The organism is Phormidesmis sp. 146-12 (assembly GCF_052939495.1).
Genome location: NZ_JBJPHS010000018.1, coordinates 33,463 through 55,813, shown reverse-complemented (window position 1 = coordinate 55,813; position 22,351 = coordinate 33,463). Strand labels below are relative to the sequence as shown.

Here is a 22,351-nt window from a genome sequence, read left to right as displayed (position 1 = left end):
AGCTGTTGTTCTAATAGAAGCCAATCCTGGTTGAACTGTCATCTGAGATTGTAGCCATTAGCTTCTCATTTATCGTTTCACTCACACTTTATGCGCCCTCGATCGCACAATAAATCCTTGACATCTTCACAATCAATTTCATTCCCGATAAGCGATGTGATTCTGACGGCTCTTGCCTTTCTATCTTGATTTTGATCTCTGTAGCCAGATAGCCCCAGCCTTCCAAGACCAACCCATCCGACGCGAACAAGAACACTCTCAACGTAGAAGCGGCTGACTGGGAGACCTGTCAACCCGACTGTAAACGAATGAATTAGCGCGATCGTTCAGCAATGGAACTACCTGTGGTTTAGGGTGGTTTTTACAAATAGCCTTGTTGCAAAATACACACTTATACCAAATCAACGGTTACTTGCTACAGATCCTCGCCTCTAAATCCCCCAATTCTGGCTACGGTGTACACATAAGTCGTTGTCGCTTCGTTTCAGTCGGTTTCAGCCCCCTAAATCCCCCAGGTTGGGGGACTTTGACAAAGGAAAGATTTCCAAAGTTCAAAGCCAGGACGACGGCTCAAAGTCCCCCATTTTTGGGGGATTTAGGGGGCGAAGGATCTCAGCAATGACAGATTGATCGACTTGGGTGTACACGGCAGCCAATTCTGGGGGGCTTTGACTAAGTTTGACTGATGAATTGGTTGCAGCTTATTTTCAACTTGGTATTACATTCTCGATTTCTTAGTAGCGTCGGGAATTTTTGCTTTCATCTGCGATCCTGAACGAAGGTGGTCACTTCAATCTATCTGACCTTGGCGATCGCCCATTCTGCACTGAAGAAAAAAGGCTAGAGCGCACGCAAAATTGGAACTTCCTACAGGACGATCAGCAACGCCTGATCACTAGAAATCCAAAGATTAGCGAGAGTGCTTCATCGCATTAATTGACCGCAGATCAGGACATTTTTAGCCAAAAGGTTGATAATTCGCGTCAAAAACATCTATCTTAAGCTAGACTCTACACTTGCCCTCTGGAGAGGTGTATGATTGACTTCTCTCTATCTCTTTATATCGCTCCCCAGAGACAGCTCATCAGGTCAGCTATTTTGCCGCCAGCGAGAATTGAATGATGACTGATATTAGCCAACAACTCACAGAAAAAGCGGATAAGATCGTCGAAGAATGGGTGAAAGCGGTTTCTCAAGATCGACGCATTCAAAGTACCGATCGCTTATCGCCCACCGCTGTCCGCGACCACATTCCGGTAGTGCTAAAAGCGCTGTCAACCGTTCTCTCGCGCACCGAAGAAAGTAACGTCGAGTCTCTAGCAAAGGCTAGCTTAGAGCATGGAGCGCTGAGGGCAGAACAGGGGTTTGACCCGACAGAGATTGCGCGAGAGTATCACTTATTGCGATCAACGATCGTTTCAGCGTTGCAAGACAATCTTCTCAGTGATTCAGTTACGAATGTGATTCGGGCTTTTGTATTGATCGATGCTGTGATCGATGAAGCGATCGCCCAGTGTTTCAAAAGCTATGTGCGAGAGCGGTTACAAGAACTAGAACAACTCCAAACCCAGTTAACGCTGACCAATCAAGAATTAAATCGTCTCGTCAGTGTCAGCCAAGACAATCTTTCTTATCTCGCCCACGAACTCAAAACACCGCTCAACTCCATTATTGGCTATTCAGAATTAGTACTACGTCAGCAGAAAAAGTCTGAGGTCAAAGATAGCATTCCTACACTGGATCACCTTGAGCGAGTGCTTCGCAACGGTCGGCAACTGCTGCACTTAATCAACAATGCGTTAGAACTGTCACGCTACGAATCTGGGCAAATGCAGCTTAATCTGACGCGGGTTGATGTGCGATCGGTGATTGATGCGGTGTTAGAAGTGATTCAACCGCTTGCCGATGCTAAAAATTTGCAGTTGATTGTCGATGTAAAGGCACCGATTTTGATGGTGACCGACGCGATGCGCCTACAGCAAATCCTGACCAATCTCTTGAGCAATGCTGTCCGCTATACCGAAAAAGGAACCATTACGATCGCTTGCCAACTCCACGATTGCGATTGGTCAATTACCATCCGTGATACTGGGATTGGCATTTCTCCTGAAGACCAGAGTCGAATTTTTGAGCCTTATGTCCGAGTCGTATCAGCCGATCACTCTCACGTCCCTGGTAGTACTGGATTGGGACTGGCGATCGTCGCTCGATTAGTGAAGCTATTACAGGGAAAGATTTCTCTCACTTCAGAAGTCGGAGTTGGTTCAACGTTTGTGGTTTCTTTGCCGATCGCTGTTAACGAGTCAAAAAAAGTCCTTTGTACAGGGATGAGGGATGAGGGATGAGGGATGAGGGCTCTGAATTGAGTGCAATGATTGGTTTGTGATATTCAGTTCAATTTGTATGCCGACTCAGATTTCTGCGCCTGTTCAGACTGCATCTGCTAAAGATTTTGTTTATCAGCCCCCTGCGATCGCTCACAATGCCAAACGGATTTTGGTAAAACCCAATCTTGGCTATCCTATTGGGCCGCCTGTGACGGTGAGTATGGGCGTTTTGAGGAGTGTGCTGTCGGCGTTGCGGCTGGCGAGTCCCCAGGCTGAAATTTTGATTGTCGAGGGCGTTTGCTCTCCCGTTAGTCTGGCTGATATTGCCGGAAAGAATGGACTATATGCGCTTCTCGATGAGGGAATGCAGCTATTGGACGCAGATGCGCTGTCGATCGTCGAGTATCCCAATCTTTGTCCGACTCCGGTTCGGTTTCAGACGATGTGGGCCCCTGCTCTTTTGCAAGAAGTCGATTGTCGCATCACTGTCGGAACCTTTAAGCGCACGATACTGAAAGATCAGCCTCTCATTTCTGCGTCACTAAAAAATCTCTACGGACTCTTTCCTCGCGCCAAATACAAAGCCAGGAGCGCCAATTCACGCGGACAACTGCATCGCCCCTCGGTGCCGCAAATCTTACAGGATGTCTATTTTTGTATTGGGCATCTGTTTGATGGAGCTGTGGTGGATGCCGATCGCCGTTTGATGAGCCACGATTGGAAACCTGACAAGGGAACCGCGATCGAGGTTGGCAAAGTCTTTTTTGGGGACGATTTGGTAGCGGTCGATAGGGCTGCTTGTCAGGCGACTAAAGAACCGATTCCTGACTATTTAGAAGCCATTGAGCAACATAGAAAACAGGCGCAGATTACTCAACCTGATTGAGCGGACAGGAAATAGAGGCTTTCCCTGACCAATTTGTAAAGGTATTGCTATCTCGATAATGACGAGGAGTGTGCATCAACAAGCGCCAAGCTTCTCCGGCGTTCAAGAGATTATATCGCTCAGGATAATGAGCTTTCAATAGTTCTTGAACCATCGGATAGTAATCAGAATTCATGCCGGGGAAAATGTGATGTTCTGTATGGTAAGAAAAGTTTAAATGCAGTCGATCGAATAGCTTAGGAACTCGCAGCGAAACGGTATTAACAAGTGGATCATTCACACTCGTCATCTCACACAGCAAATGGTTGGTGAAGATGTAAAACATCGCTCCAGCATAACCAATGGCGATCGGAAGAAAATAGCCCAGCAGCAGTTGCTTTAAGTCAAACTCTAAATAAGCAATCACGCTGAAATGAATGGCAATGAGTACAAAATATTCCTGTGCGATCGCCCACCGTTCTTTTGGGCTGACCGTCAAAGCAGCCGGAACATACTGAACCGATTTGCGATTAAACAAAACAACAGCCGTAAGATTGCGAAATCCATGAACGCCCCAAGCGCTGACCATTCCCATCACTAAACCCAGGGGACTCACCTCAGAAGAAGGCACAAACTGATTTTGAATCCATTTGCCCCAGGTGTTGGGCTGCTCATAGGTGTAGCTGCGATCGGGATCAGCGATCGAGTTTGTTTTATTGTGGTGTTCTCGATTGTGAACGGATTTCCAGAGGGTAGGTGGCATCCACCAAACTGCAAGTGCCAGTAGCGTAACCCCATGACTAAGACGAGAATTTTTGATCACGCTGCCATGCATCAAAGCATGAACACTAAATAGCAAGGCAATCACACTGTTGCCCATAATCAGCGCGATCGGTAAAAACAGCCCTAGTAAGCGAATGTCCCAATCATTGAGCGTGGCGGCGATCGTCCAGCCTACTATCAAAATGACTAAATTAGCGAGCAAAATCGTTAGTTTGCCTGGGTCAGGAGCGAATGCTTCATCTGGAAGAAGAGGGCGCAACGCTCTAGCATACTTTGCCTGGTGGATGAGCGGTTCGTGAATCAAAGTTCTCAACTTATTGATAGCCTTAAATGCAGTGGAAACTTCTTGCTCAATCGGTTTAGTCTTTTCAGAAGCAGATCTAAAAAGCAAAGCTAGAGTCTGTTTAAACAAGTTTGGGGCAGCAACCTGATTTAGCTGCCACCCCATCAATAGAGTTCTATAGCAATCCTATTTGAGTTGTGAGCGGCGGCTAGTGATGAGGGGTTAGTCGTAGATCGCTAAGAACTAATCGCCAAAAACCCGCCCTTTAAGGACTCTCATACCCAATCAATTTGTGAACGCTACAGATCCTTCGCCCCCTAGATCCCCCATTCTGGGGGACTTTGAGAATCCGAGACTTCTTTGGCTTGAAGTTTCCCACAAGTAGGGGATTTAGGTTGCTCTCCAAGATCTGTAGCACTCAAATATCAATTTGGCATTACAACTGATTTAGGACTGCTAGATACGATCGCCCAACTATGCAGGAATCAGCACAGTATCAATGACGTGAATCACGCCGTTATCAGCCGCAACATCCGGTGTTGTCACGGTGGCATCATTGACTTTGACACCACTGGAAGCATCAATCTTCACATCTGAACCTTGGACAGTGGTCGCTGACTTCAGCTTTACCACATCAGCCGCCATCACTTTGCCTGAAACAACGTGGTAGGTGAGGATTTGCGTCAGCTTGGGGATATCCTTGAGCAGTGAATCTACGGTGCCTGCGGGAAGTTTAGCAAACGCTTCGTCAGTCGGTGCAAAAACGGTAAATGGGCCAGCGCCTTTGAGGGTATCTACTAAACCAGCAGCCTTAACAGCAGCGACTAGAGTGCCAAATGAACCAGCACCAATGGCAGTATCAACAATGTCTGACATAAATTTACCTAGCTTGTGTGTCTGTAGCAAAGGTAACGTAATTTTGTAAAGAAAAGTGTCTAATTGCTCATGTAACTGTCTTAAGACATAGAAATTGCAAGGATTGGCTTCTAGCGCAGTTAGCGAGGCTAAGTCATCAGGTTGTATTTCAGATGTTTTTAGTTAAAAACATAAAAGAGCGCTTTAAAAAGATCCGTGTTTTCGCGAGTTTCTTAATTTTGGTTTAAGGATTTTAATCAGAAGCTTATGTAATGTTGACTATCTATGATCGCTTAAACTCCCTCTACACCAAGGTTCCAGAAGTTAAGCTGGACAATATAAAGATTGTCTAACGGCTTCCCGCATCTCAGTGTTTTGCAGTTAAGGTGTGACAAATGTAACTGAGAATTTCCCCAATTTACAGAAAAAAGAGAGAAAAATTAGTTACGCCCCTAGGTGCTTTACCATTACCCATCGCGCTCATTTACCGAATTGTTCTCTGCCATGTCACATATGCGCCGCCATTTTACGCCTGCTACTCGTTACTACATTCGCAAACTTTTACAACAAAACCTCGATCGACTGATCTTTCCAATGTTGGACAGGGGCATCAGAGCCGACGACACCAGCAATGTAAGAGAAATTTTGACCAGCTTATATGTCAAAGAATCAAAAGTCGATTCGATGATCCTTGAGTTAGAACGGCTGGCTTTGCTGCATCAATCTCTCAATCAAGCGAGTGTCAAAAATCAGCAGGATTTGCAAAAAACGGAAGCTCAAATTTTTGGCTTGTTAGGCTGCGAAATCAAAGCCTCTTTTTTAGAAACGCTGACGATCGGCTTTCAGTTTACGCACCGCTAACCAGTTGTCGAAAGGCCACTTCTCCCGAAATTGTGTCAAACGATCGGTCGGTGGCCGCTTCTTTTTGGTAGCTTGGGTTGAGGTCGATCGCTTGTTTTAGACTCTCGACGGCTGCATCAATTTTGCCTTGTCGGGCGTAACAGGTGGCTTTGTTATAGTGAGAACGCGCATAGTCTGGCTTGATTTCCAACGCTTTATTGAAACTGGAAATGGCTTCCCGATCGCGCCCTAGTTGAATCAGCGCCACTCCCCGTTTGTCCCATGCTTTATAGGAATTGGGCTTGAGCCGCACGACTTCGATAAACGAGGTAATCGCTTCTTGATGCTGGTTTAACTCCTCTAGCGCCAAGCCACGATTCATCCAGGCTACCGAGTCGTCAGGTTGAAACTGCACCGCCCGATCGAACGACTCAAACGCCGCTTGATTGCGTCCCAACATTCCCAACGCCACGCCTCGATTGACCCAGGCCTCCGAAAATTCGGGCTTTTGTTTCGTGGCTTTTTCATAGGACGCGATCGCCTCTTGATAGCGTTTTTGACGACTGAGCATAAGACCATGACTGACCCAGGCTTTGTAGTGAGTGGGCTGAAGTTCGATCGCTTTGGTAAATGCATCAAACGCATCTTTGTCTCGACCCACTTTTTGCAGCGCCAATCCTTGTTGATACCAGATGTCTGCGTTGTCGGGCTGAATTTCGAGGGCTTGCTCATATTGCACGATCGCCGCTTGATACAGTCCTTCCGAAAACAGCGCATTCCCCCGATTTAAGCAAGCCTTTGTATCGACAAACAGATTGGGATGAATGGATTGCAGCAGTTCGATTTGTTCGGCGAGAGCCTGAGTTTTTCTCTGAACTTTGGTAACGGTGGCTTCGGAAACGGGAGAAGCTTCGGCAAGCTGTTGTAGGATGAGTTCTTTTTGCTCTTGGGCGGTTGATTGCAGTTCTGTCAGTTGGGCTGAAAATTCGGATTGTAGCTGTCTGAGAGTCTGTAGGGTGGATTCTTTTTCAGTGTTGGTCTGCGATCGCAGTTGCACGACTTGATCAGAGAATTCGGACTCGATCGTTTCTAAGCGTTTGAGAATCAGGTCTTTTTTCTGATGAAACTGTGTCTGAGCTTCTGCTTGAAGTTGAGCAAGCTGAGGTTCAAAATTGGACTTTAGCGTTTCTAAGTTTTCTAAAAGTGAATCATTGCGGCGTTGGGCAGTTGATTGAAATTCTACTAATTGAATATTGAATTCCTGTTCCGACTTTTGTAGATTTTGAATTAGCTCCGACTTTAATTTATCCAGATCTTCTAGTGATAAATTCTTCTGTTTTTCAGTAATTTCTTTGAATTCAGAAATTCTAGTGTTGAATTCTTGTTCCGACTTTTGGATATTTTCAAGAATGTTTTCTTGCTGTTGTCGGATTGTTTCTCTCAACATTGTAACTTCAGGAGTCACTTCAGCAACCAGCGTTTCCAGATTCTCTAACATAGCATCTCGACGCTGTTCAACAACCTGTTGAGTTTCTGTCAATCGAGCATCCAAAGTCTGTTCAGATTGCCGGAACTTTTCGAGAAGATTTTCTTGCTGCTGTTGAGTCATTTGTCGCAGGGTATCCAGTTCTGGAACAAACTCGGCTGCAATCTGGCTCAGATTCTCTAGCAGATCGCTTTTACGTTTCTCGATCGTCGCTCTCAGCGTTGCCAATTCTGTGTCAAACTCTTGCTCAGACGATTCTAAACCCTGCAAAACTCGCATTTGTTGGTGCTCAACCGAGGACTGGAGCGCGACAAGCTGAGGCGCAAATTCTGAAGCCAACAATCTCAAAGCGCTGAGCGTCGAATCCTTTTGCTGCTGTGCTGTTCCTTGCAGTTCCACAAGATTAGATTCAAAGGTTTGTTCTGACTGATCGATCGACCGAAGCGATCGTTCCTGACGCTGTTGGACTGTTTCCTGCACTTGAGCAAGCTGAGTCACAAATTCAGCATCTAATTGCTCTAATTTTTGCTGATAGCTTTTGAGTTGAGTCGCAAAATCTGTGAGAACTTGGCTTTTTGACTGAGACAGCTCGGCTCCCAATCCTGAGAGATTCTGCTGTTCGCGATCGATGTTTTTTTGTAGTCCACTTGCCGCATCCTCCACTGAGTCAGCTACCGCTTCCAACTCGTGCAAAATAGCTGTCGCATCTTCTCGCGTCCGCAAAATCTGCCCCTCTAGCGCCTCTAATCCTGCAACCTGACCTTTGACCCGCGTCGTCACTTCTTGAATGACTGCCCGACGTAGAATCCAGAGGGTGGCGATCGCGCCTCCGACCAGCAAAATCAAAATAGTCAGCAGAATATTAAACAACGCCGTCATCTGAGCCAGAGACTGACTGACATCCGCTTGACTAGAAGGCTGAGACGTTTGCGCCACCTTGATTTGAGAAGATGGCTCTGAGGGTGTCGCGCTCACCACTTGACCTGACAGACAGCAAAGCGAAAGAACCACCCCACTTTGCCAAAGAACTGTAGAGAACGCTGGATTGCGGTACTTCATTGAGAAAATCCTCGTCTGTCAGCCAATTTTAATTGATTAAATCACCTCTTCCAGGGTAATCAAAATTTGGTCAGATGCTCGAAATCTAGAGCGGGGACTTACTCTCAGTCGGTCTCATCCAAACTCTCTGCACCCTCCACTTGAAATTTGAGCAGGCGATTTTCGTAGCGACGATTGCGACGGCGACCTTTTGCGGGTGTGGCGCGTTTGCCATCGCGTTTGTCGTGGACGATGTGATTGAGGTCTTGGGCATCATCCCAGTCCTGCAAATCGCCGGGTGAGGTTCGCTTAGTCATGAGTTGGCTGCCATTTCATCAAAAGAAGGCAGAACGAAGTGCTAAACGTCCTACCTTTCTCCGTAAGTTTTACAGGAGTCTGCATCATGGCAAACTACTCTGCTGCGGTCTCTTCTGACGTTTCTTCTGCCACGGCTTCTGGCTCAGGTTCGGGAGCGGGGGCAGCGGGTTTGACGGGTTTGGGGCCGCGCATCAGTGCCAAATTAACAGGCTGTTTTGATTCTTCACGATCGCCCCGTTTGCCTTTGCGGTCTGAGCGACGGTCTCCCCGGTCTTCGGTACGATCGGAAGAACGATCGGCGGTGCGATCAGCGCGTTTGGGGGCGGGCGGCGGCGTAGAAGATCTGGGTGCAGAATTTTGGGGCGCAGAATTTTGAGATTCTGAACTGTGAGACTCTGAGCTTTTAGACTCTGAAGGTTGAGAACTGTCGCCAGCAGGAGCGGACTGACGTTCAGATTTTTTGATGGGACGTTCTACCATGTTAATTTTTGTTGACTACTTTGCACGATACCTTGTTTTGGCACCTCCTGAACCGCTTTTTGGGCACTTAACTTTTGCGCGACTTTACGGTTATGCAGAAGTTTGGATTTTAGAGGCTAGATCCTGGATTTTCAGTCTAACGTCCAATGTCCAAGGTCTGGCTAAGAGCTTTGACTAAAGTTTCATTTTGCTCATGAGTGCCGATCGTGATGCGGAGTTTGTCGTCTAGTCCAGGTTGGTTAAAGTAGCGGACGAGAATGTTTTGAGCTTTGAGGTGTTGGTAGAGAAATTCTGCATTGGGCTGGGGAGGCTGTACCAGGAGAAAATTGGCTTGAGAATCCCACACTCGAAAGTTGAGGTGTCTCAGGTCGGCTGCGAGTCGAGTTCTAGAAGCTTTGATGCGATCGACACAAGCATTTTTGTAGCCCTGATCGAGAATGGCGGCCGCTCCGACAGTACAGGCGATCGCGTCGATGTTGTAGCTGTCTTTGACTTTGAATAGTTGACTCAACAGGTGAGGCTGTCCGATGCCAAAACCCAGACGCAATCCCGCGAGAGAATAGCCTTTGGACAAGGTTCTGATCAATAAAACATTCTCAAATTCTTTGACCAACTCTAGAGCATTCGTCTCAGCAAAATCGACGTAGGCTTCATCAATTACCAAAATGCCCGTCAGATGAGCGGCTAGTTTTCGCAGATCAGCGATCGCCACTCCATGCCCCGACGGGCTGTTAGGCGAAGCGACAAAGGTAACGGCTCCCTGAGCAGCAATCAAGCTTTCTAGCGACAATTCAAACCCTTCCCCGTAAGGAATCTCGACCACTTCGGCGGCTTGAATGGTAGTCAGCGTTTGATACAACACATAGGTCGGCGTGGGGTAGACCACTTTGCGTCCCGGTTCTGTACAAGCGCGAATCACGATATTCAACAAGTCATCGCTACCGTTACCTACAATGATTTCATCGGGTGAAATGTCTAACACCTGACCTACCGCTTGTCTAAACTCATTTCCATAAGGATTGGGGTAACGTCTGAGCCATTCACCGTCGATCGCGCTTAAAGCCTCGATCGCTTTGGGTGACGGAGGATAAGGATTCTCGTTGCTGTTGAGCTTGATGATTCCGCTCCCGTGTTTGGGCTGTTCACCAGGCTTGTAGCCAGCCATTGCTTGAATGTTAGAACGAAAATAGTCAGCCATTGCGATCGGGTGATGAGTTTGACTGTAGACATTGGACTGTAGACATTGGACTGTGGACACTAGACAGGGGAGCATTTGAAGTTTCTAGTCTAAGAGGATGTTTGAAAAGTGTTTCTTCTAACGTTTCAGAGTTTCGATCCCCCTAAATCTCCCTTCAAAAGGGGACTTTGAGCCGTCGTCATGGCTTTGAACTTTGGAAATCTTTCCTTTGTCAAAGTCCCCCAAACTGGGGGATTTAGGGGGCTGAAGCCGACTGAAACGAAGCGACAACGACTTGTGTGTACACGGTAGCTTTTTTAAGGGGGGCTAGGGGGATCTCCAGACGATTTGATACGTTTCAAGCATCCTCTAAGGTTTACAGTCTAAAGTCTCTGGTCTAAAGTCCGAATAGATATTTTCTTGGCAGGATGACAGTCAGTAAATCATACTAGCTCTGTTGAATATATTATTGAGCGCTCATCAAAGGTAAGCAAATGTTTCTGAAATTAGGGTCTCGGCTGTTGTTGACCTCGATCGTACTCACAAGCCTGATCACGCCTGTCTTAGCACAAGTTGAAAATTCCACTTCTTACAGTCAACAGAATGTTGCACAATCTAAACAAGTCAATGCTGATAAACGTTCTTACACGCTAAAAAATGATGACTGGACGATTACGATCGGTAACACGAATTCGTGGTCAGGTGTGAATGGCACTGGAAACCTCACTTACCGGGGCTGTGATACCCAAAATCGCTGCCTCAACTTAACCGGGGGACGAGTCACCTGTCGCGACGGAATCTGTCGAATTGGCTGGCGAAATCGAGACTACTCCTACGTTTTAGAAGAGCCGATGGACAACCCCGATCTCCCCACAGCGCCCGGATCTAGAACCGTTCTGATTGTCCGCAAAGGCGCAAAAGTAATCCTACGCGCCACAGGATTTACCAGCGTTGCCAATAATCGTTAGAACGCGATCGTCAGGCCAAAAGAATACGATCGACAAACTTCTCAATCAGTTGATTGGCGATCGGTGTTTCTTGCAACTCGCTCAACATTTGCTCTAAAACTTCTGGGTGATCAAAATAGCGATTTTGGTAGCGACGAATTCGGATTGCCAACTCTTGAGCATTCATTTCGGGGTGAAACTGAAACGCATAAAACGGTCTGTCTGGAATCTTGAAAGCGTGATAGGGGCACTGATCGGAGGATGCGAGTAAAACTGCATTTTGAGGTAACGCGATCGCTCGTTCTTTGTGTCCTGATACGGCCCAAAATCCATCCGGCACATCACAAAACAATAAATCATGCGCGGCCGCTGGCGTTAACCAAAGTGGATACGTTCCCACTTCCATCTTGTCTTTGTCTACAATCACTTTTCCACCCAGCGCTTCTACCACTGCCTGAAACCCAAAGCAGGATGCAAAAACAGGAATGCGCTGATCGACACAGTGAACCAAAAGACGCTCGATCGCAGGCACAAACCTGTACACGTCAGGCTGAGTCACCGAAGCGTCGCTAGATCCGCCCACAAACAATGCATCAAACCCATCGAGCTGCGTTACCTCAAACTCAGGCGTTTTATAAACATCCAGCACCGAAAACTGATGAGCTTCTAAGCGACTGTAATGTACAAACGCATCAAACTCTTCCTGTCGAGTCAGGCTGTCATGACGAATTTGCAGCAGCAGAATCTTTAAGTCAGACCGATGTTTTGTCAAGCTACAATGCCTCAAATTGTGCAGTAAACCCCTCTAACAACAGGCACTCATCTTGAAATGATTCGGCCTCATCCACATTCTCGATCTGAAACTCCATAATGCGCCGCTCGTCGTCTTTCATCTTCTTGCTAGAGAGCGATTTTGCCCCATATTTGGCGACGATCGCATTAAAGTCTTTAGCATAGGTACGCCAACTATCCGCAGAACAGTAAACAATAACTCGCCACATAAAAACTTCTGTAAAAGGACGAGTCTATTGTCGCATTTGCGATGAGAAAATTTTGGACTCCCAACTTTGGACTTTGGTTTAATATCAGCTTGATCTTTCATAGCTATAGACTCTCAAACTCCCCTCCCTACGGCTTCCCCCCTAATCGAAGGTGTGATTTTCTGGCTCCCCGCCTGACTAAGGAAGGGTTGGGGGAAATCGAAGATCCATTGCATCTAATGCATCTAAGAAGTGATTTGTGTAACGCTCTGATTTGTGTAACGTTCAAATGGCCCTATTTGTAATGCAAAAAGAGCCGACTAAATTCATCAAAAAACGATCGCTAAATCAACCTATAAATCAAATCAAAAGCTGATCTAACGAATAGATTCAACGACTTTGACCGCTTCTTGTGGACTAATATTGCGGCAGCGATTCAGTGCTGGGTTAACATCTGCCCCTGTAAATCGATAAAACGGGCCGCTTCCTATCCAGTTTGACAATAGAGTAGACCGATTGGCCGAACCAAATCTGCCCAACTCCAGCGTGGTTTTGCCATAGGTCAGATTGTTCACTGGAAAGCTTTTTTCACCCGATGGCAGGTCGCCAATTCCGCCGCTAGTGGCTTCGATCGCAAAGCAAAAATCTTGTGAAGTGTCGCGACCAGACTTGCGATAAATCATCAGATACCTTAGTCCGCCAATTCTCGCGTTGCGTTGGGCGTTGACCTGAATTTCGTCTAATCGAAACCCCAAAGGCACGTAAGAGAGGGACGCAGCCTTGAGTCCGGTGGCTTTGAGAATTTGCAGTTGGGCTGGGCTAAGTTGAGCGTCTGGGTTCGGTTTAGCAGATTGAGCGTGGGCGGTTCCAGTCGTCATCACACTGAGGAAGATCGCTGCCTTGACAAAGTTCTGATAATTTTTCATCTTCTGCAAAAAGTTTAGGATATCCGATCTATTCCTGGAGTGGATGCTGTTTTCGGGCGTTTTTTGAAAATAGGTTTATACTCGATCGACAAGTTAAGTTAGTTCACTTGAACTAGCGAATGATCACAAAACCTGATCAATTCCTTGCCGAATTTAAGAACTACATATAGAGTAGTAAGACATCTTTTTGTCACCCCAACGCTATATATGAGACAGGGAGTCCCAAATGGTTCGAGACATTGAACGAATTAGACCCAGAGACCTTTCAGATCCAAATGTCCAAACTTCAGGACAGCTAAACGGGCAGTTTCCCCCATCGGCACCTGCTGCAAACCCTGTCTTTTATCGTACCTACAGCCGCAAAATTGCTGACGATCGCCGTGAATCTTGGCAAGAAGTCAGCGATCGCACCATTCAAGGACTCGCCGAACTGGGACAGTTTACCGCAGAAGAGCGCAGTCTGATCGAGAAGATGCAGCAGTCGATGCGCTGTCTACCGTCTGGACGCTGGCTGTGGGTGGGCGGAACGGGCTGGATCGCTAAACCCGAAAACTTCTCAGGCTCCTACAATTGCACCAGTACCAATGTGACCGACTGGCGATCGTTCGGCTTGATGATGGATCTGGCCATGATGGGATCGGGGACAGGTGCCGTTTTAGAACCCAAGTACACAAGCCAACTTCCAGTCATTCGCAATCGCTTGAAGATTCGATCAGTTAGTGAAATTGGGTCTCAGCCTGTCGATCAGCGTCAAGACCAGACAGAACTCTTTGTCAAAGGCAATCAGGTGACGATTCGAGTCGGTGACAGTCGTCAGGGTTGGGTGGCTTCTTACCAGAGCTTATTAGAACTCTCAACCGACGATCGCTTCACCAGTGATGTAGAAATCATCGTTGACTTGAGCCATGTCCGCCCCGCAGGTGAGCGCCTCAAAGGATTTGGCGGTGTGGCTAACCCTGTCCGGTTACCGGGACTATATGAACGCTGTGCTACGGTTCTCGATCGGGCGATCGGTCGTCAACTCACGTCTGTCGAGTGCTGCATTCTCATTGACGAAGCCGCCGCCTGTGTCGTGGCCGGCAATATTAGGCGCTCAGCGGGGATGCGTCAAGGCAGTAGTGAAGATGTAGAGTTTGCGGGAGCGAAAGATAACCTTTGGCAACAAGATGCTGAGGGCAATTGGCGAATTGACCCCGATCGCGATGTTCTTCGCATGGCCAATCACACTCGCGTCTATCATCATCAGCCCACTGAGCAAGAATGTATCGATGCCGTTCGCAAGCAGTTTTACTCCGGGGAAGGCGCGATTCAGTATGCACCCGAAGCGATCGCTCGCTCTAACGCAGATATTCTCACCACACTGGAACTAAAGACTGAGTTTCTACGGGCTTATAATGCAGGTCAAGGGCAACAATGGATACAAGAACATTATCCAAAAATGCCGACTCAAGAATTAGAACATCGGCTGGGACGCTACGGACTTAACCCATGTGGGGAAATTTTGGGAGAAAATTTTCACTGTAACCTTTCTGAAGTTCACCTCAATCAGCTTGATCCGTTTAACTTCAACGAACAAGAAGAAGCCTTTACAGCGGGTGCGTTGTCGGTTGCGGCATTGTTGAACCACAAGTTTAATGAGCCTCGCTATCAGTATTCTCGTGAGCTTGATCCGATCGTCGGCGTTTCCTTCACCGGACTTTTCGATTTCTTTGTGAATGCTTTTGGCGTGGAGTGGCTGCGCTGGTGGGAGGCGGGTAGACCTGATACGGTCACGGGCTTACAGTTCAAACAAAAAGAACAGGAGTATCTAACGCGCTGGCGAGAAATCGTGCATCAAGTAGTTGGAGAGTATTGCGATCGTCACAACCTGCGTCGCCCCAATCGCTGCACCACCGTCCAACCTGCCGGAACCAAATCGCTGCTAACGGGCGCAAGTCCTGGATGGCACCCGCCCAAAGCCCAACGGTTCATTCGTCGGATTACGTTCCGCAAAAACGATCCGGTAGCGATGGCTTGTCTAGATTATGGTTACAGCATTGTCCCTTCCCAATCTGACAAAGACGAAGCGGGTAACTTGCTGAATGATCCGTTTGATCCGCGCTGTACTGAGTGGTTAGTTGAAATTCCGGTCGAAGTGCCTTGGGCCAGCATTCCAGGAGCCGATGAGATTGAGATCGAAAAGTTCTCAGCGATCGCTCAGATGGATTTCTATTTGCAAGTTCAGCGCTACTACACGGCTCACAATACCAGCGCAACTATTGAACTTCGCGAAGATGAGATCGAAGCGTTGGCATCTCGAATCTATCAAGCGATCGACCAAAACGAAGGCTACATCAGTGCTGCATTGTTAGCGCGATTTGATGCACCTTTCCCCCGGTTGCCGTTTGAGAAAATCGATCGAGCCACCTTTGAGCAGCTTCAACAACAAGTGCTTTCACGCCAGAAGACGACCGATTTCTACACGGCTCTGACTCGCTACGATTCGGGTGAAGTGGTCGCCGAAGGGCCCGCCGGATGCGATAGCGATAAGTGCATGATGCCTGAGAAGAAAGGTTAGAGCGATCGGTTTTGTAGCCAGGAATATTGGTATTAGGGTGGAGGTTCTCAATGAATGCTTCACTCTTTTTTGTAGAGAGCGATCGCTAATAAAAACCGTCTACGCAGCAAATGCTTACATCTCTATGACCTCAGACGATAGCTATCTCGACCCCTACGAGAGCATTCTATTCAACAGCTATACAGAAACTGAGATTGAAGAGATAGAAAGCTTAGTGACAGCTTGGGACAAAGCCACTTATCCGACTGTAGCAGCCAGCATTGTCAGACATGCCAACAAACATGGTTTTCAAAACGATTATCTAAGATACTTAAGGAAAGCGGCCAGCTTCAACAAAAAAGGCGCTCGTAAAAAGGACTTGCCCGATCGCGCGGTTCGCTGGAACAAAGGAAATCAGTTTTGATTGAGCGAGACGGCAAAATTGTCACCTACGGCGAGAATGATTAGCGTATGCAAAATCTAGAATCGGTACTGCCAAAAGTGAGTGATTCTGCACTCAAGCAAATTCGAGAAATGTCCGATCGCTTAGACAGTCACTACCAAACCATGAAAGCTGAACGTCAAGCGTTAGCCGAGTGGGAAGAAACGCAAGAATTCTCAATTTTGGGTTTGCTTGAGCTTTACAGTGGTGATGTTCAAGGATATGCCGAACAAGCCTTGACAAACTATCCTTTAGACAACCTGCAATCTGTAATTGAACATCTCAAGCGATCGAATCTGCTCGAAAATCCTGACTTTGCAACCTGGTACTTTTCTGATACAGCCTTTCCGATCGTCAGACAGTACGCAGAGTTGATCGACCATCTTCGCTTGTTGCTGCTGGAATATTTTAGCCAACCCCTTCAGACAGCTACTGAGAAATTCTGAACCTTGAGGCGAGTATTTTAGCGATCGAGGTCCCATCGCGTTAGATAATTGAGAGAAGTCGATCGGGCGCAGGCAGGTGGTCAACCCGTCCTCGACTATCAAAGCTAAAATAACTCCTATGGAACAAGAAGTCATCACCCTCCTCTCTAGCCGCGAAATTGACAAAATGCGTCGTGCCGGACACCTAGCCGCACAGCTACTCGACCACCTCGAACCCCTCGTCAAACCCGGCGTGACGACCCTGCAACTCAATGACGAAGCCGAACGCTGGACACAGGCACACGGAGCCAAAAGCGCACCCCTCGGCTATCACGGCTTTCCCAAATCGATCTGCACCAGCGTCAATGAAGTTGTCTGTCATGGCATCCCCAACGCCAAACAAATTCTCAAAGACGGCGACATTATCAATATCGACGTAACCCTGATTCTCGACGGCTACCACGGCGATACCTCCAAAATGTACCTCGTCGGCGAGCCGTCCCCTTTGGCCAAACGACTCGTCGAAGTCACCGACAAATGCCGTCATCTAGGGATCGAGCAGGTCAGACCTGGCGCAAAAATCGGCGACATTGGGGCAGCCATTCAGGAATATGCAGAGTCTCAAGGGTTCTCCGTAGTGAGAGATTTTGTGGGTCACGGCATCAGCAATATTTTTCACACCGCGCCTCAGATTCCTCACTATGGCAAACGCGGCACGGGTAAAAAGCTGCGTCCCGGAATGGTCTTTACGATCGAACCCATGATCAACGAAGGCACCTGGGAAGTCGAAGTTCTCAAAGACAAATGGACGGCCGTCACCAAAGATCGTAAACTCTCAGCCCAATGCGAACATACGCTCGTCGTCACGGCAACCGGGTATGAAATTTTGACGCAGAACTAGACGCTGAACTAAGAGAAAGTAGATCCTGCTACCTGGGGAGCATTACATAACTGTCGCAGACTGGATCGAAACTCTGCATCTAGATAGTGACTTTGCAGAGTTTGCCACTGTTCGCAGGCATGAGCAACATTGCGATCGAGATGTCGAGCCACCGTCGGACAAGTCTCTGTCAGAGAAACCTGTAGCTGAGTCGCTAGATAATCTTGCAGCACTGCGCTGTCTTGAATCTGCCCCAACACTTCTTGAATGGTCTTAAATTCGTCAACCTGAGCAGCGTAGCGATCGTCATAAAAATCGACAAACAGTTCGGTTTGATAGCGTACCCGCTTCATCTGTTTGCGAAGATCGTGCAGCGTTGAGCTGTGTTGATTGAGAAATTGCCCGATCGTCTCAGGCTGTAGTGGAGGAACTGTGGCTTTGCCATTTTCAAAGGTGACCCCGACGAGCCAAGCAGGATGCAGCAGCGTTTTGCTAATCAACGGCAACAATAGATCAGGTAGCACTTCTAGAATCGGCAGTTGAGCGATCGCATCGTATTTAGGCTTGTCTAACCAGTGATCAAAGGCATCTTTGAGATCTTGGTATTTACTACTTTTTAGGGTCTGTTTTAGCTGGTCAAAATCCTGTTTGCGCTGCTTGTGCATCTTTTTGAGCAACGTGGTCAATTTTGACTGTTCTGCTTTGGGCAAATCTGTTTGCTGTTGAGCTTCGAGCGCTGCGGTCAACACATCCAGATCGCGAACCGCTCCAAGGGTTTGAGCAATTTTGGAAAGACGACGATCTCTTTGAGTTACCCGCAAGGGGTCGCTGGCGGCTGTGGGCAACTCGATCGCAAACCCAAACACTTGAATTGCCGTCCGCAACCGTCGAATTCCCACCCGCATTTGATGCAAATATTCTGGATCTTTGTCTTGCAAAACGTCTAATTCGTGTTTGACAAATTTTTTGAAATGTTTAGCGATCGCCTGGTAAGCAAAGTTCTCTAGCGTTTCCTCTTGAGCAGGCTTTTGCATTGGCTTCTCTAGGGTTGTCTTCATAGCTGTCGGTGTCTATCATCATCTAACAGGATAAGAGAACGCTAACCTCTTAATCTTCCTGCTAATGGGATAACTCCTTAAAAACAGGGGAGAATTAAAGACTGATTGGAGAATTTATTAGTTAGAACTGATTAGTTAGAGTTTATTAGTATTTAAGACAAGAATAGGGATATGTGAGACTAGCGATGCAGCTTGAACTGATTGTCCGATCGCCTGAAGGTAACAAAAGTGGCCAAAGTGTTCTATTTATTCACGGTGCCTATCATGGCGCATGGTGTTGGGAAGAACATTTTCTAGATTATTTTGCTCAGTCGGGATATTTTGCCTACGCGCTCAACTTGCGAGGACATGGAAATAGTGACTCAAGCTCTCAAAAAGTTAGTTTTAGTGAATATTTGGAAGATATCGATCGAACAATACAAAAAATTGAGAAACCGACCATTCTAGTAGGTCATTCACTGGGTGGGATGCTGGTTCAAAAATATATTGAAAAAAACTCTGTGCCTGCCGCAGTCATCATGTCTACAAGTACACCGTCAGGATTGCGTGCCGTAGGACTTCGCTTTCTTCGCCTTTATCCTGCTAAAACAATTCAAATGCTGTTGACTTCTAACCCAGATGTTTTGTGGCATTCTTCACAAGTCATTCAAAGCTTTTTCCTACCCAACAAGCTAACCGAAGAGGAAAGAAATCAATATAGTCAGAAAATTGTAAATCAATCTGAATCCGGATATTTAATGTTAAAAGAGCTAACGTCTCTAAAGTTTAATCGCCCTGTAAAACCTCAGCAGGTATTAGTCATTAAGGGTACAAAAGATCCCTTAGTTCCAGACAAGGAGTGTACAAAGATTGCTAATATTCACCACACAAAGCCTATCTTGCTAAGCGACCTTTCTCACAATCTAATGTTGGGAGAAGATTGGAGGATTTCGGCAGACATCATTTTAGAATGGCTCCAATCTCAAGGTCTAAATTAGGGTTACATGCCTGGTTGACCTAGGATGAGTTCAAAACTGGTTGCAGTCGCGGAACTCGATCGCCACAGACCGAAACATCCTCTTTTGAAAGCGCTACCATAAAACGAGCAGATTTACACTCAATCTAGAAATTCAGATAGCACCTAGCACATAATTTCTACCGAAAAAACACTGGTTTTTATTTGTTCTGTGAAATTTTCGCGAGAAAATTATGTAATTTTGACAAAGAATTGCTTGAGGGGTTTCACCCTACACCCCAAAGGTGACATACTGTGTTCAGTAGATGCACCCTGATGACAGGGGGAGTTGCGAGATGCGACCCTCCCTTTTTTCTTATCTATCGGCTTTCTGAAATCATCCTCTACCCCTTTGACTTGATATAATCCGCTCTCATGGCTCGATAAGGGAAGGGAGATAGGATTATGGCAGATTGGCAGCAGGTTTCGGGTGGGGTGACAGCCCCCAAGGGATATCGATCGACAGGCATCACCGCAGGACTCAAGCCGTCCGGTCTCCCTGACTTAGCACTGATTGTCTCTGATGCAGACGCGATCGCTGCCGGGGTATTCACCACTAGCCAAACGAGAGCGCCTGTCGTCGATTATTGTCGAGAACGCCTTCAGGCAAAGTCGATCGCCCGCGCTATTCTCTGCAACGCCGGACAGGCCAACGCCGCCACCGGGACTCAAGGCATGATCGACGCGCTAGAATCTGCCCAACTCGTGTCTCAAGCCTTAAACATTTCCTCAGATTTAGTCTTGCTGGCCTCGACGGGCGTGATCGGGCAGCGGATTAAAATGGATGCCATTCGATCGGGCATTCCCCAACTAATTGCCACCTTGAGCGAAACGGGTTCGGAGACGACCGCTAGAGCTATCATGACGACGGATTTAGTCCCCAAAACGATCGCTTTAGAAACGATGATTGGCGATCGTCCCGTCCGGATGGGAGGCATTGCTAAAGGGTCAGGCATGATTCACCCCAATATGGCAACGATGCTGTCTTTTGTCACTTGTGATGCGGCGGTGTCGTCCCAACTGTGGCAACAAATGCTGAGTCGAGCCGCCGATCGCAGCTTCAATCAAATCACCGTTGATGGAGACACCAGCACCAATGACACGCTGATTGCTCTGGCCAATGGTCAGTCTCGCACTCCCGCTATTACCGAAATGGGAGCCGATGCCGACAAGCTAGAAGCGATGTTGACAGAAGTGTGTACCTACTTAGCGAAAGCGATCGCGCGGGATGGTGAAGGTGCCACCTGTCTGATCGAGGTGCAGGTTTCGGGGGCCCCAGACGATGATGGTGCTCGGCAAATTGCCAAAACGATCGCAGGGTCTTCTCTCGTCAAGTCCGCAATTTTTGGTCGCGATCCCAACTGGGGGAGAATTTCGGCCGCTGCGGGACGGGCAGGCATCCCCTTTGAGCAAAGCGAACTTCAGATCAAGCTGGGCGACTTTTTGATGATGCAAAACGGACAACCTCAAATGTTTGATCGTCCTTCTGCCAGCGAGTATCTCAAACAAGCCGCCGCCGGGGCCTATCTGCAAGAAGACACCGTTCTCATCTCAGTCAGTGTCGGCAACGGATCAGGAAGCGGCAAAGCTTGGGGCTGCGATCTTAGCTACGACTATGTGAAGATCAACGCAGAATACACGACGTAGGAAGGGATGAGGGATGAGGGAGAACTTCGTTCCGCTTCGCGATGAGGGATGAGGGATGAGGGAGGAGGGATGAGGGATGAGGGAGAACTTCGTTCCGCTTCGCGAGGAGGGATGAGGGATGAGAAAGGTGAATTGACGTTAAGACTCAGAATTCTTTGGAATTGTTGAATTCAATGTAAATTTAGGCTCAGTTCAACGAACTCCTTCGCTTCAGCCTGACATTTTAGGGCAAGCGATCGACACAATCTCTCCAAAAACTCCTAAAGAACTTGAGAGACACATCAAGGAACTAAGCCCACGGTGAATCTTCATCCTACAGACTAGCAAGACCAATTCCTCCCTCCTCCCTCCTCCCTCTTCCCTCCTAATCCGGGTCTTGCAAATACCGCCGAGGATTGCCCTTTTGTCCTGGTTGCGCTTGCTGACGATACCAGCGCTGCCAATTTTTGGAGCTGCGAATCGCTAACCAGAGTAACAGTAGGGCAATAATTCCCCCTTGGCGGGGCGCATCAAAGGCAAATAGTACCAGCGCGACACACAGAATATCTTGGAAAAAAATAATCCACAAAGGTAAACCGCTCAAACGGTAAAACCAGCCAACCTGCACCAGTTGTAAGACTAGCGCCAGCAAGCCTCCCACTGCCCCCAACAGATTAGACAACCAGCCGGGAACATCTGTTGCCTGGGCGATCGCCATTCCCATCATTGCCCCCACCATCGGACTGAGCAAAAGTTGAACGATTTGTAGCGATCGCTGTCCAACGCGATTCTTTGATGCGAAGATTTCCAACAGCGACCAACTGACCAGCACACCCAGCACGATCGGCGGCGACAGACGAGACAAAATGGGCACCCGCGACCACAACTCTCCTCCAAAGACGAGACCAATGACCAGCAGCGGTAGGGCAATTCTCATTCCTGCGGCCGCCGACGCAGAGAGAACGGCCAGGAGAAGTTCAATCATGGGCTAAGAAGGGTTATCAAGAGGGGCAGACAGTTAAAGCCGTTTGGGGGCGACGAACTTCAGGAATCGTTTCTTCATCATGAAGGAACCTCATCTATCT

The 22,351-nt window shown here is 47.7% G+C and carries 21 protein-coding genes; 10 read left to right on the top strand and 11 right to left on the bottom strand.

Annotated features, from left to right (window positions below; genetic code table 11):
- The first annotated feature begins 1,121 nt into the window (after nt 1–1,121).
- Both ACKFKF_RS10665 and ACKFKF_RS10660 read left to right on the top strand, forming a co-directional pair.
- Entirely contained in the window at nt 1,122–2,345 is a 1,224-nt protein-coding gene (locus ACKFKF_RS10665; protein ID WP_446867696.1) for a sensor histidine kinase, read from the top strand.
- A 58-nt stretch (nt 2,346–2,403) separates the two neighbouring features.
- The gene (locus ACKFKF_RS10660; RefSeq protein WP_446867695.1) at nt 2,404–3,213 is read left to right on the top strand and encodes a DUF362 domain-containing protein; all 810 of its coding nucleotides are present in this window, start codon (nt 2,404–2,406) and stop codon (nt 3,211–3,213) included.
- Here the strand turns inward: ACKFKF_RS10660 and ACKFKF_RS10655 are convergent.
- Both ACKFKF_RS10655 and ACKFKF_RS10650 read right to left on the bottom strand, forming a co-directional pair.
- Entirely contained in the window at nt 3,197–4,366 is a 1,170-nt protein-coding gene (locus tag ACKFKF_RS10655) for a fatty acid desaturase family protein (RefSeq protein ID WP_446867694.1), read from the bottom strand. The two genes, ACKFKF_RS10660 and ACKFKF_RS10655, sit on opposite strands and share 17 nt — an antisense overlap.
- Before the next feature lie 366 nt (nt 4,367–4,732).
- Entirely contained in the window at nt 4,733–5,134 is a 402-nt protein-coding gene (locus ACKFKF_RS10650) for a fasciclin domain-containing protein (RefSeq protein ID WP_446867693.1), read from the bottom strand.
- 483 nt (nt 5,135–5,617) lie between these two features.
- On the opposite strand from ACKFKF_RS10650, the gene ACKFKF_RS10645 reads away from it, so the two are divergent.
- Nucleotides 5,618–5,974, top strand: a complete 357-nt coding sequence (locus tag ACKFKF_RS10645; RefSeq protein ID WP_446867692.1) for a hypothetical protein — start codon at nt 5,618–5,620, stop codon at nt 5,972–5,974.
- Here the strand turns inward: ACKFKF_RS10645 and ACKFKF_RS10640 are convergent.
- The 4 genes from ACKFKF_RS10640 to hisC all read right to left on the bottom strand — a co-directional run bounded on the left by ACKFKF_RS10640 (nt 5,961) and on the right by hisC (nt 10,533).
- Entirely contained in the window at nt 5,961–8,498 is a 2,538-nt protein-coding gene (locus tag ACKFKF_RS10640) for a tetratricopeptide repeat protein (protein ID WP_446867691.1), read from the bottom strand. The genes ACKFKF_RS10645 and ACKFKF_RS10640 overlap by 14 nt on opposite strands.
- Before the next feature lie 104 nt (nt 8,499–8,602).
- On the bottom strand, nt 8,603–8,794 hold the full coding sequence (locus tag ACKFKF_RS10635) for a hypothetical protein (RefSeq protein ID WP_446867690.1): 192 nt from the start codon (nt 8,792–8,794) through the stop codon (nt 8,603–8,605).
- A gap of 94 nt (nt 8,795–8,888) precedes the next feature.
- Nucleotides 8,889–9,275 carry a hypothetical protein gene (locus ACKFKF_RS10630; RefSeq protein ID WP_446867689.1) on the bottom strand — a complete coding sequence of 129 codons (387 nt, stop codon included), beginning with the start codon at nt 9,273–9,275 and terminating at the stop codon, nt 8,889–8,891.
- A 136-nt stretch (nt 9,276–9,411) separates the two neighbouring features.
- Complete coding sequence (gene hisC, locus ACKFKF_RS10625) at nt 9,412–10,533, bottom strand: histidinol-phosphate transaminase (protein WP_446867688.1); 1,122 nt, start codon at nt 10,531–10,533, stop codon at nt 9,412–9,414.
- A 413-nt stretch (nt 10,534–10,946) separates the two neighbouring features.
- Here hisC and ACKFKF_RS10620 point away from each other — a divergent pair, with 413 nt between their 5' ends.
- Nucleotides 10,947–11,420, top strand: coding sequence for a hypothetical protein (locus ACKFKF_RS10620; protein WP_446867687.1), 474 nt, complete (start codon nt 10,947–10,949; stop codon nt 11,418–11,420).
- 10 nt (nt 11,421–11,430) lie between these two features.
- Here the strand turns inward: ACKFKF_RS10620 and ACKFKF_RS10615 are convergent, their stop codons facing one another.
- The 3 genes from ACKFKF_RS10615 to ACKFKF_RS10605 all read right to left on the bottom strand — a co-directional run bounded on the left by ACKFKF_RS10615 (nt 11,431) and on the right by ACKFKF_RS10605 (nt 13,305).
- Nucleotides 11,431–12,171 (bottom strand): glutamine amidotransferase-related protein, encoded by a 741-nt coding sequence (locus tag ACKFKF_RS10615; RefSeq protein ID WP_446867686.1) that lies wholly within the window; start codon nt 12,169–12,171, stop codon nt 11,431–11,433.
- A 1-nt stretch (nt 12,172) separates the two neighbouring features.
- Nucleotides 12,173–12,400, bottom strand: a complete 228-nt coding sequence (locus ACKFKF_RS10610; RefSeq protein WP_446860623.1) for a hypothetical protein — start codon at nt 12,398–12,400, stop codon at nt 12,173–12,175.
- A gap of 356 nt (nt 12,401–12,756) precedes the next feature.
- Entirely contained in the window at nt 12,757–13,305 is a 549-nt protein-coding gene (locus ACKFKF_RS10605) for a hypothetical protein (RefSeq protein ID WP_446867685.1), read from the bottom strand.
- 226 nt (nt 13,306–13,531) lie between these two features.
- Between ACKFKF_RS10605 and nrdJ the strand changes: the two genes are divergently transcribed.
- The 4 genes from nrdJ to map all read left to right on the top strand — a co-directional run bounded on the left by nrdJ (nt 13,532) and on the right by map (nt 17,609).
- Nucleotides 13,532–15,862 (top strand): ribonucleoside-triphosphate reductase, adenosylcobalamin-dependent, encoded by a 2,331-nt coding sequence (gene nrdJ / locus ACKFKF_RS10600; RefSeq protein ID WP_446867684.1) that lies wholly within the window; start codon nt 13,532–13,534, stop codon nt 15,860–15,862.
- Between the two features lie 124 nt (nt 15,863–15,986).
- Nucleotides 15,987–16,265, top strand: coding sequence for a hypothetical protein (locus ACKFKF_RS10595; protein ID WP_446867683.1), 279 nt, complete (start codon nt 15,987–15,989; stop codon nt 16,263–16,265).
- Between the two features lie 47 nt (nt 16,266–16,312).
- Entirely contained in the window at nt 16,313–16,729 is a 417-nt protein-coding gene (locus tag ACKFKF_RS10590) for a hypothetical protein (protein ID WP_446867682.1), read from the top strand.
- Nucleotides 16,730–16,847: 118 nt separating this feature from the next.
- On the top strand, nt 16,848–17,609 hold the full coding sequence (gene map / locus ACKFKF_RS10585; RefSeq protein ID WP_446867681.1) for a type I methionyl aminopeptidase: 762 nt from the start codon (nt 16,848–16,850) through the stop codon (nt 17,607–17,609).
- Between the two features lie 8 nt (nt 17,610–17,617).
- Here the strand turns inward: map and ACKFKF_RS10580 are convergent, their stop codons facing one another.
- Nucleotides 17,618–18,646, bottom strand: a complete 1,029-nt coding sequence (locus tag ACKFKF_RS10580) for a CHAD domain-containing protein (RefSeq protein WP_446867680.1) — start codon at nt 18,644–18,646, stop codon at nt 17,618–17,620.
- Between the two features lie 185 nt (nt 18,647–18,831).
- Between ACKFKF_RS10580 and ACKFKF_RS10575 the strand changes: the two genes are divergently transcribed.
- A complete protein-coding gene (locus ACKFKF_RS10575; protein WP_446867679.1) occupies nt 18,832–19,623 on the top strand; it encodes an alpha/beta hydrolase in 792 nt (263 codons plus the stop codon).
- A gap of 422 nt (nt 19,624–20,045) precedes the next feature.
- Nucleotides 20,046–21,287 (top strand): bifunctional ornithine acetyltransferase/N-acetylglutamate synthase, encoded by a 1,242-nt coding sequence (gene argJ, locus ACKFKF_RS10570; RefSeq protein ID WP_446867678.1) that lies wholly within the window; start codon nt 20,046–20,048, stop codon nt 21,285–21,287.
- Between the two features lie 364 nt (nt 21,288–21,651).
- Here the strand turns inward: argJ and ACKFKF_RS10565 are convergent, their stop codons facing one another.
- Entirely contained in the window at nt 21,652–22,251 is a 600-nt protein-coding gene (locus ACKFKF_RS10565) for a DUF4126 domain-containing protein (protein ID WP_446860614.1), read from the bottom strand.
- Nucleotides 22,252–22,351: the final 100 nt, after the last annotated feature.

Coding starts and splice junctions, on each gene's coding strand:
- ACKFKF_RS10635 (WP_446867690.1), bottom strand. CDS start 8,794: ATGACTAAGCGAACCTCACCCGGCGATTTGCAGGACTGGGATGATGCC.
- nrdJ (WP_446867684.1), top strand. CDS start 13,532: ATGGTTCGAGACATTGAACGAATTAGACCCAGAGACCTTTCAGATCCA.
- ACKFKF_RS10590 (WP_446867682.1), top strand. CDS start 16,313: ATGCAAAATCTAGAATCGGTACTGCCAAAAGTGAGTGATTCTGCACTC.
- ACKFKF_RS10580 (WP_446867680.1), bottom strand. CDS start 18,646: ATGAAGACAACCCTAGAGAAGCCAATGCAAAAGCCTGCTCAAGAGGAA.
- ACKFKF_RS10640 (WP_446867691.1), bottom strand. CDS start 8,498: ATGAAGTACCGCAATCCAGCGTTCTCTACAGTTCTTTGGCAAAGTGGG.
- ACKFKF_RS10660 (WP_446867695.1), top strand. CDS start 2,404: ATGCCGACTCAGATTTCTGCGCCTGTTCAGACTGCATCTGCTAAAGAT.
- ACKFKF_RS10620 (WP_446867687.1), top strand. CDS start 10,947: ATGTTTCTGAAATTAGGGTCTCGGCTGTTGTTGACCTCGATCGTACTC.
- map (WP_446867681.1), top strand. CDS start 16,848: ATGGAACAAGAAGTCATCACCCTCCTCTCTAGCCGCGAAATTGACAAA.
- ACKFKF_RS10665 (WP_446867696.1), top strand. CDS start 1,122: ATGACTGATATTAGCCAACAACTCACAGAAAAAGCGGATAAGATCGTC.
- ACKFKF_RS10605 (WP_446867685.1), bottom strand. CDS start 13,305: ATGAAAAATTATCAGAACTTTGTCAAGGCAGCGATCTTCCTCAGTGTG.
- argJ (WP_446867678.1), top strand. CDS start 20,046: ATGGCAGATTGGCAGCAGGTTTCGGGTGGGGTGACAGCCCCCAAGGGA.
- ACKFKF_RS10650 (WP_446867693.1), bottom strand. CDS start 5,134: ATGTCAGACATTGTTGATACTGCCATTGGTGCTGGTTCATTTGGCACT.
- ACKFKF_RS10575 (WP_446867679.1), top strand. CDS start 18,832: ATGCAGCTTGAACTGATTGTCCGATCGCCTGAAGGTAACAAAAGTGGC.
- ACKFKF_RS10610 (WP_446860623.1), bottom strand. CDS start 12,400: ATGTGGCGAGTTATTGTTTACTGTTCTGCGGATAGTTGGCGTACCTAT.
- ACKFKF_RS10630 (WP_446867689.1), bottom strand. CDS start 9,275: ATGGTAGAACGTCCCATCAAAAAATCTGAACGTCAGTCCGCTCCTGCT.
- ACKFKF_RS10595 (WP_446867683.1), top strand. CDS start 15,987: ATGACCTCAGACGATAGCTATCTCGACCCCTACGAGAGCATTCTATTC.
- ACKFKF_RS10645 (WP_446867692.1), top strand. CDS start 5,618: ATGTCACATATGCGCCGCCATTTTACGCCTGCTACTCGTTACTACATT.
- ACKFKF_RS10565 (WP_446860614.1), bottom strand. CDS start 22,251: ATGATTGAACTTCTCCTGGCCGTTCTCTCTGCGTCGGCGGCCGCAGGA.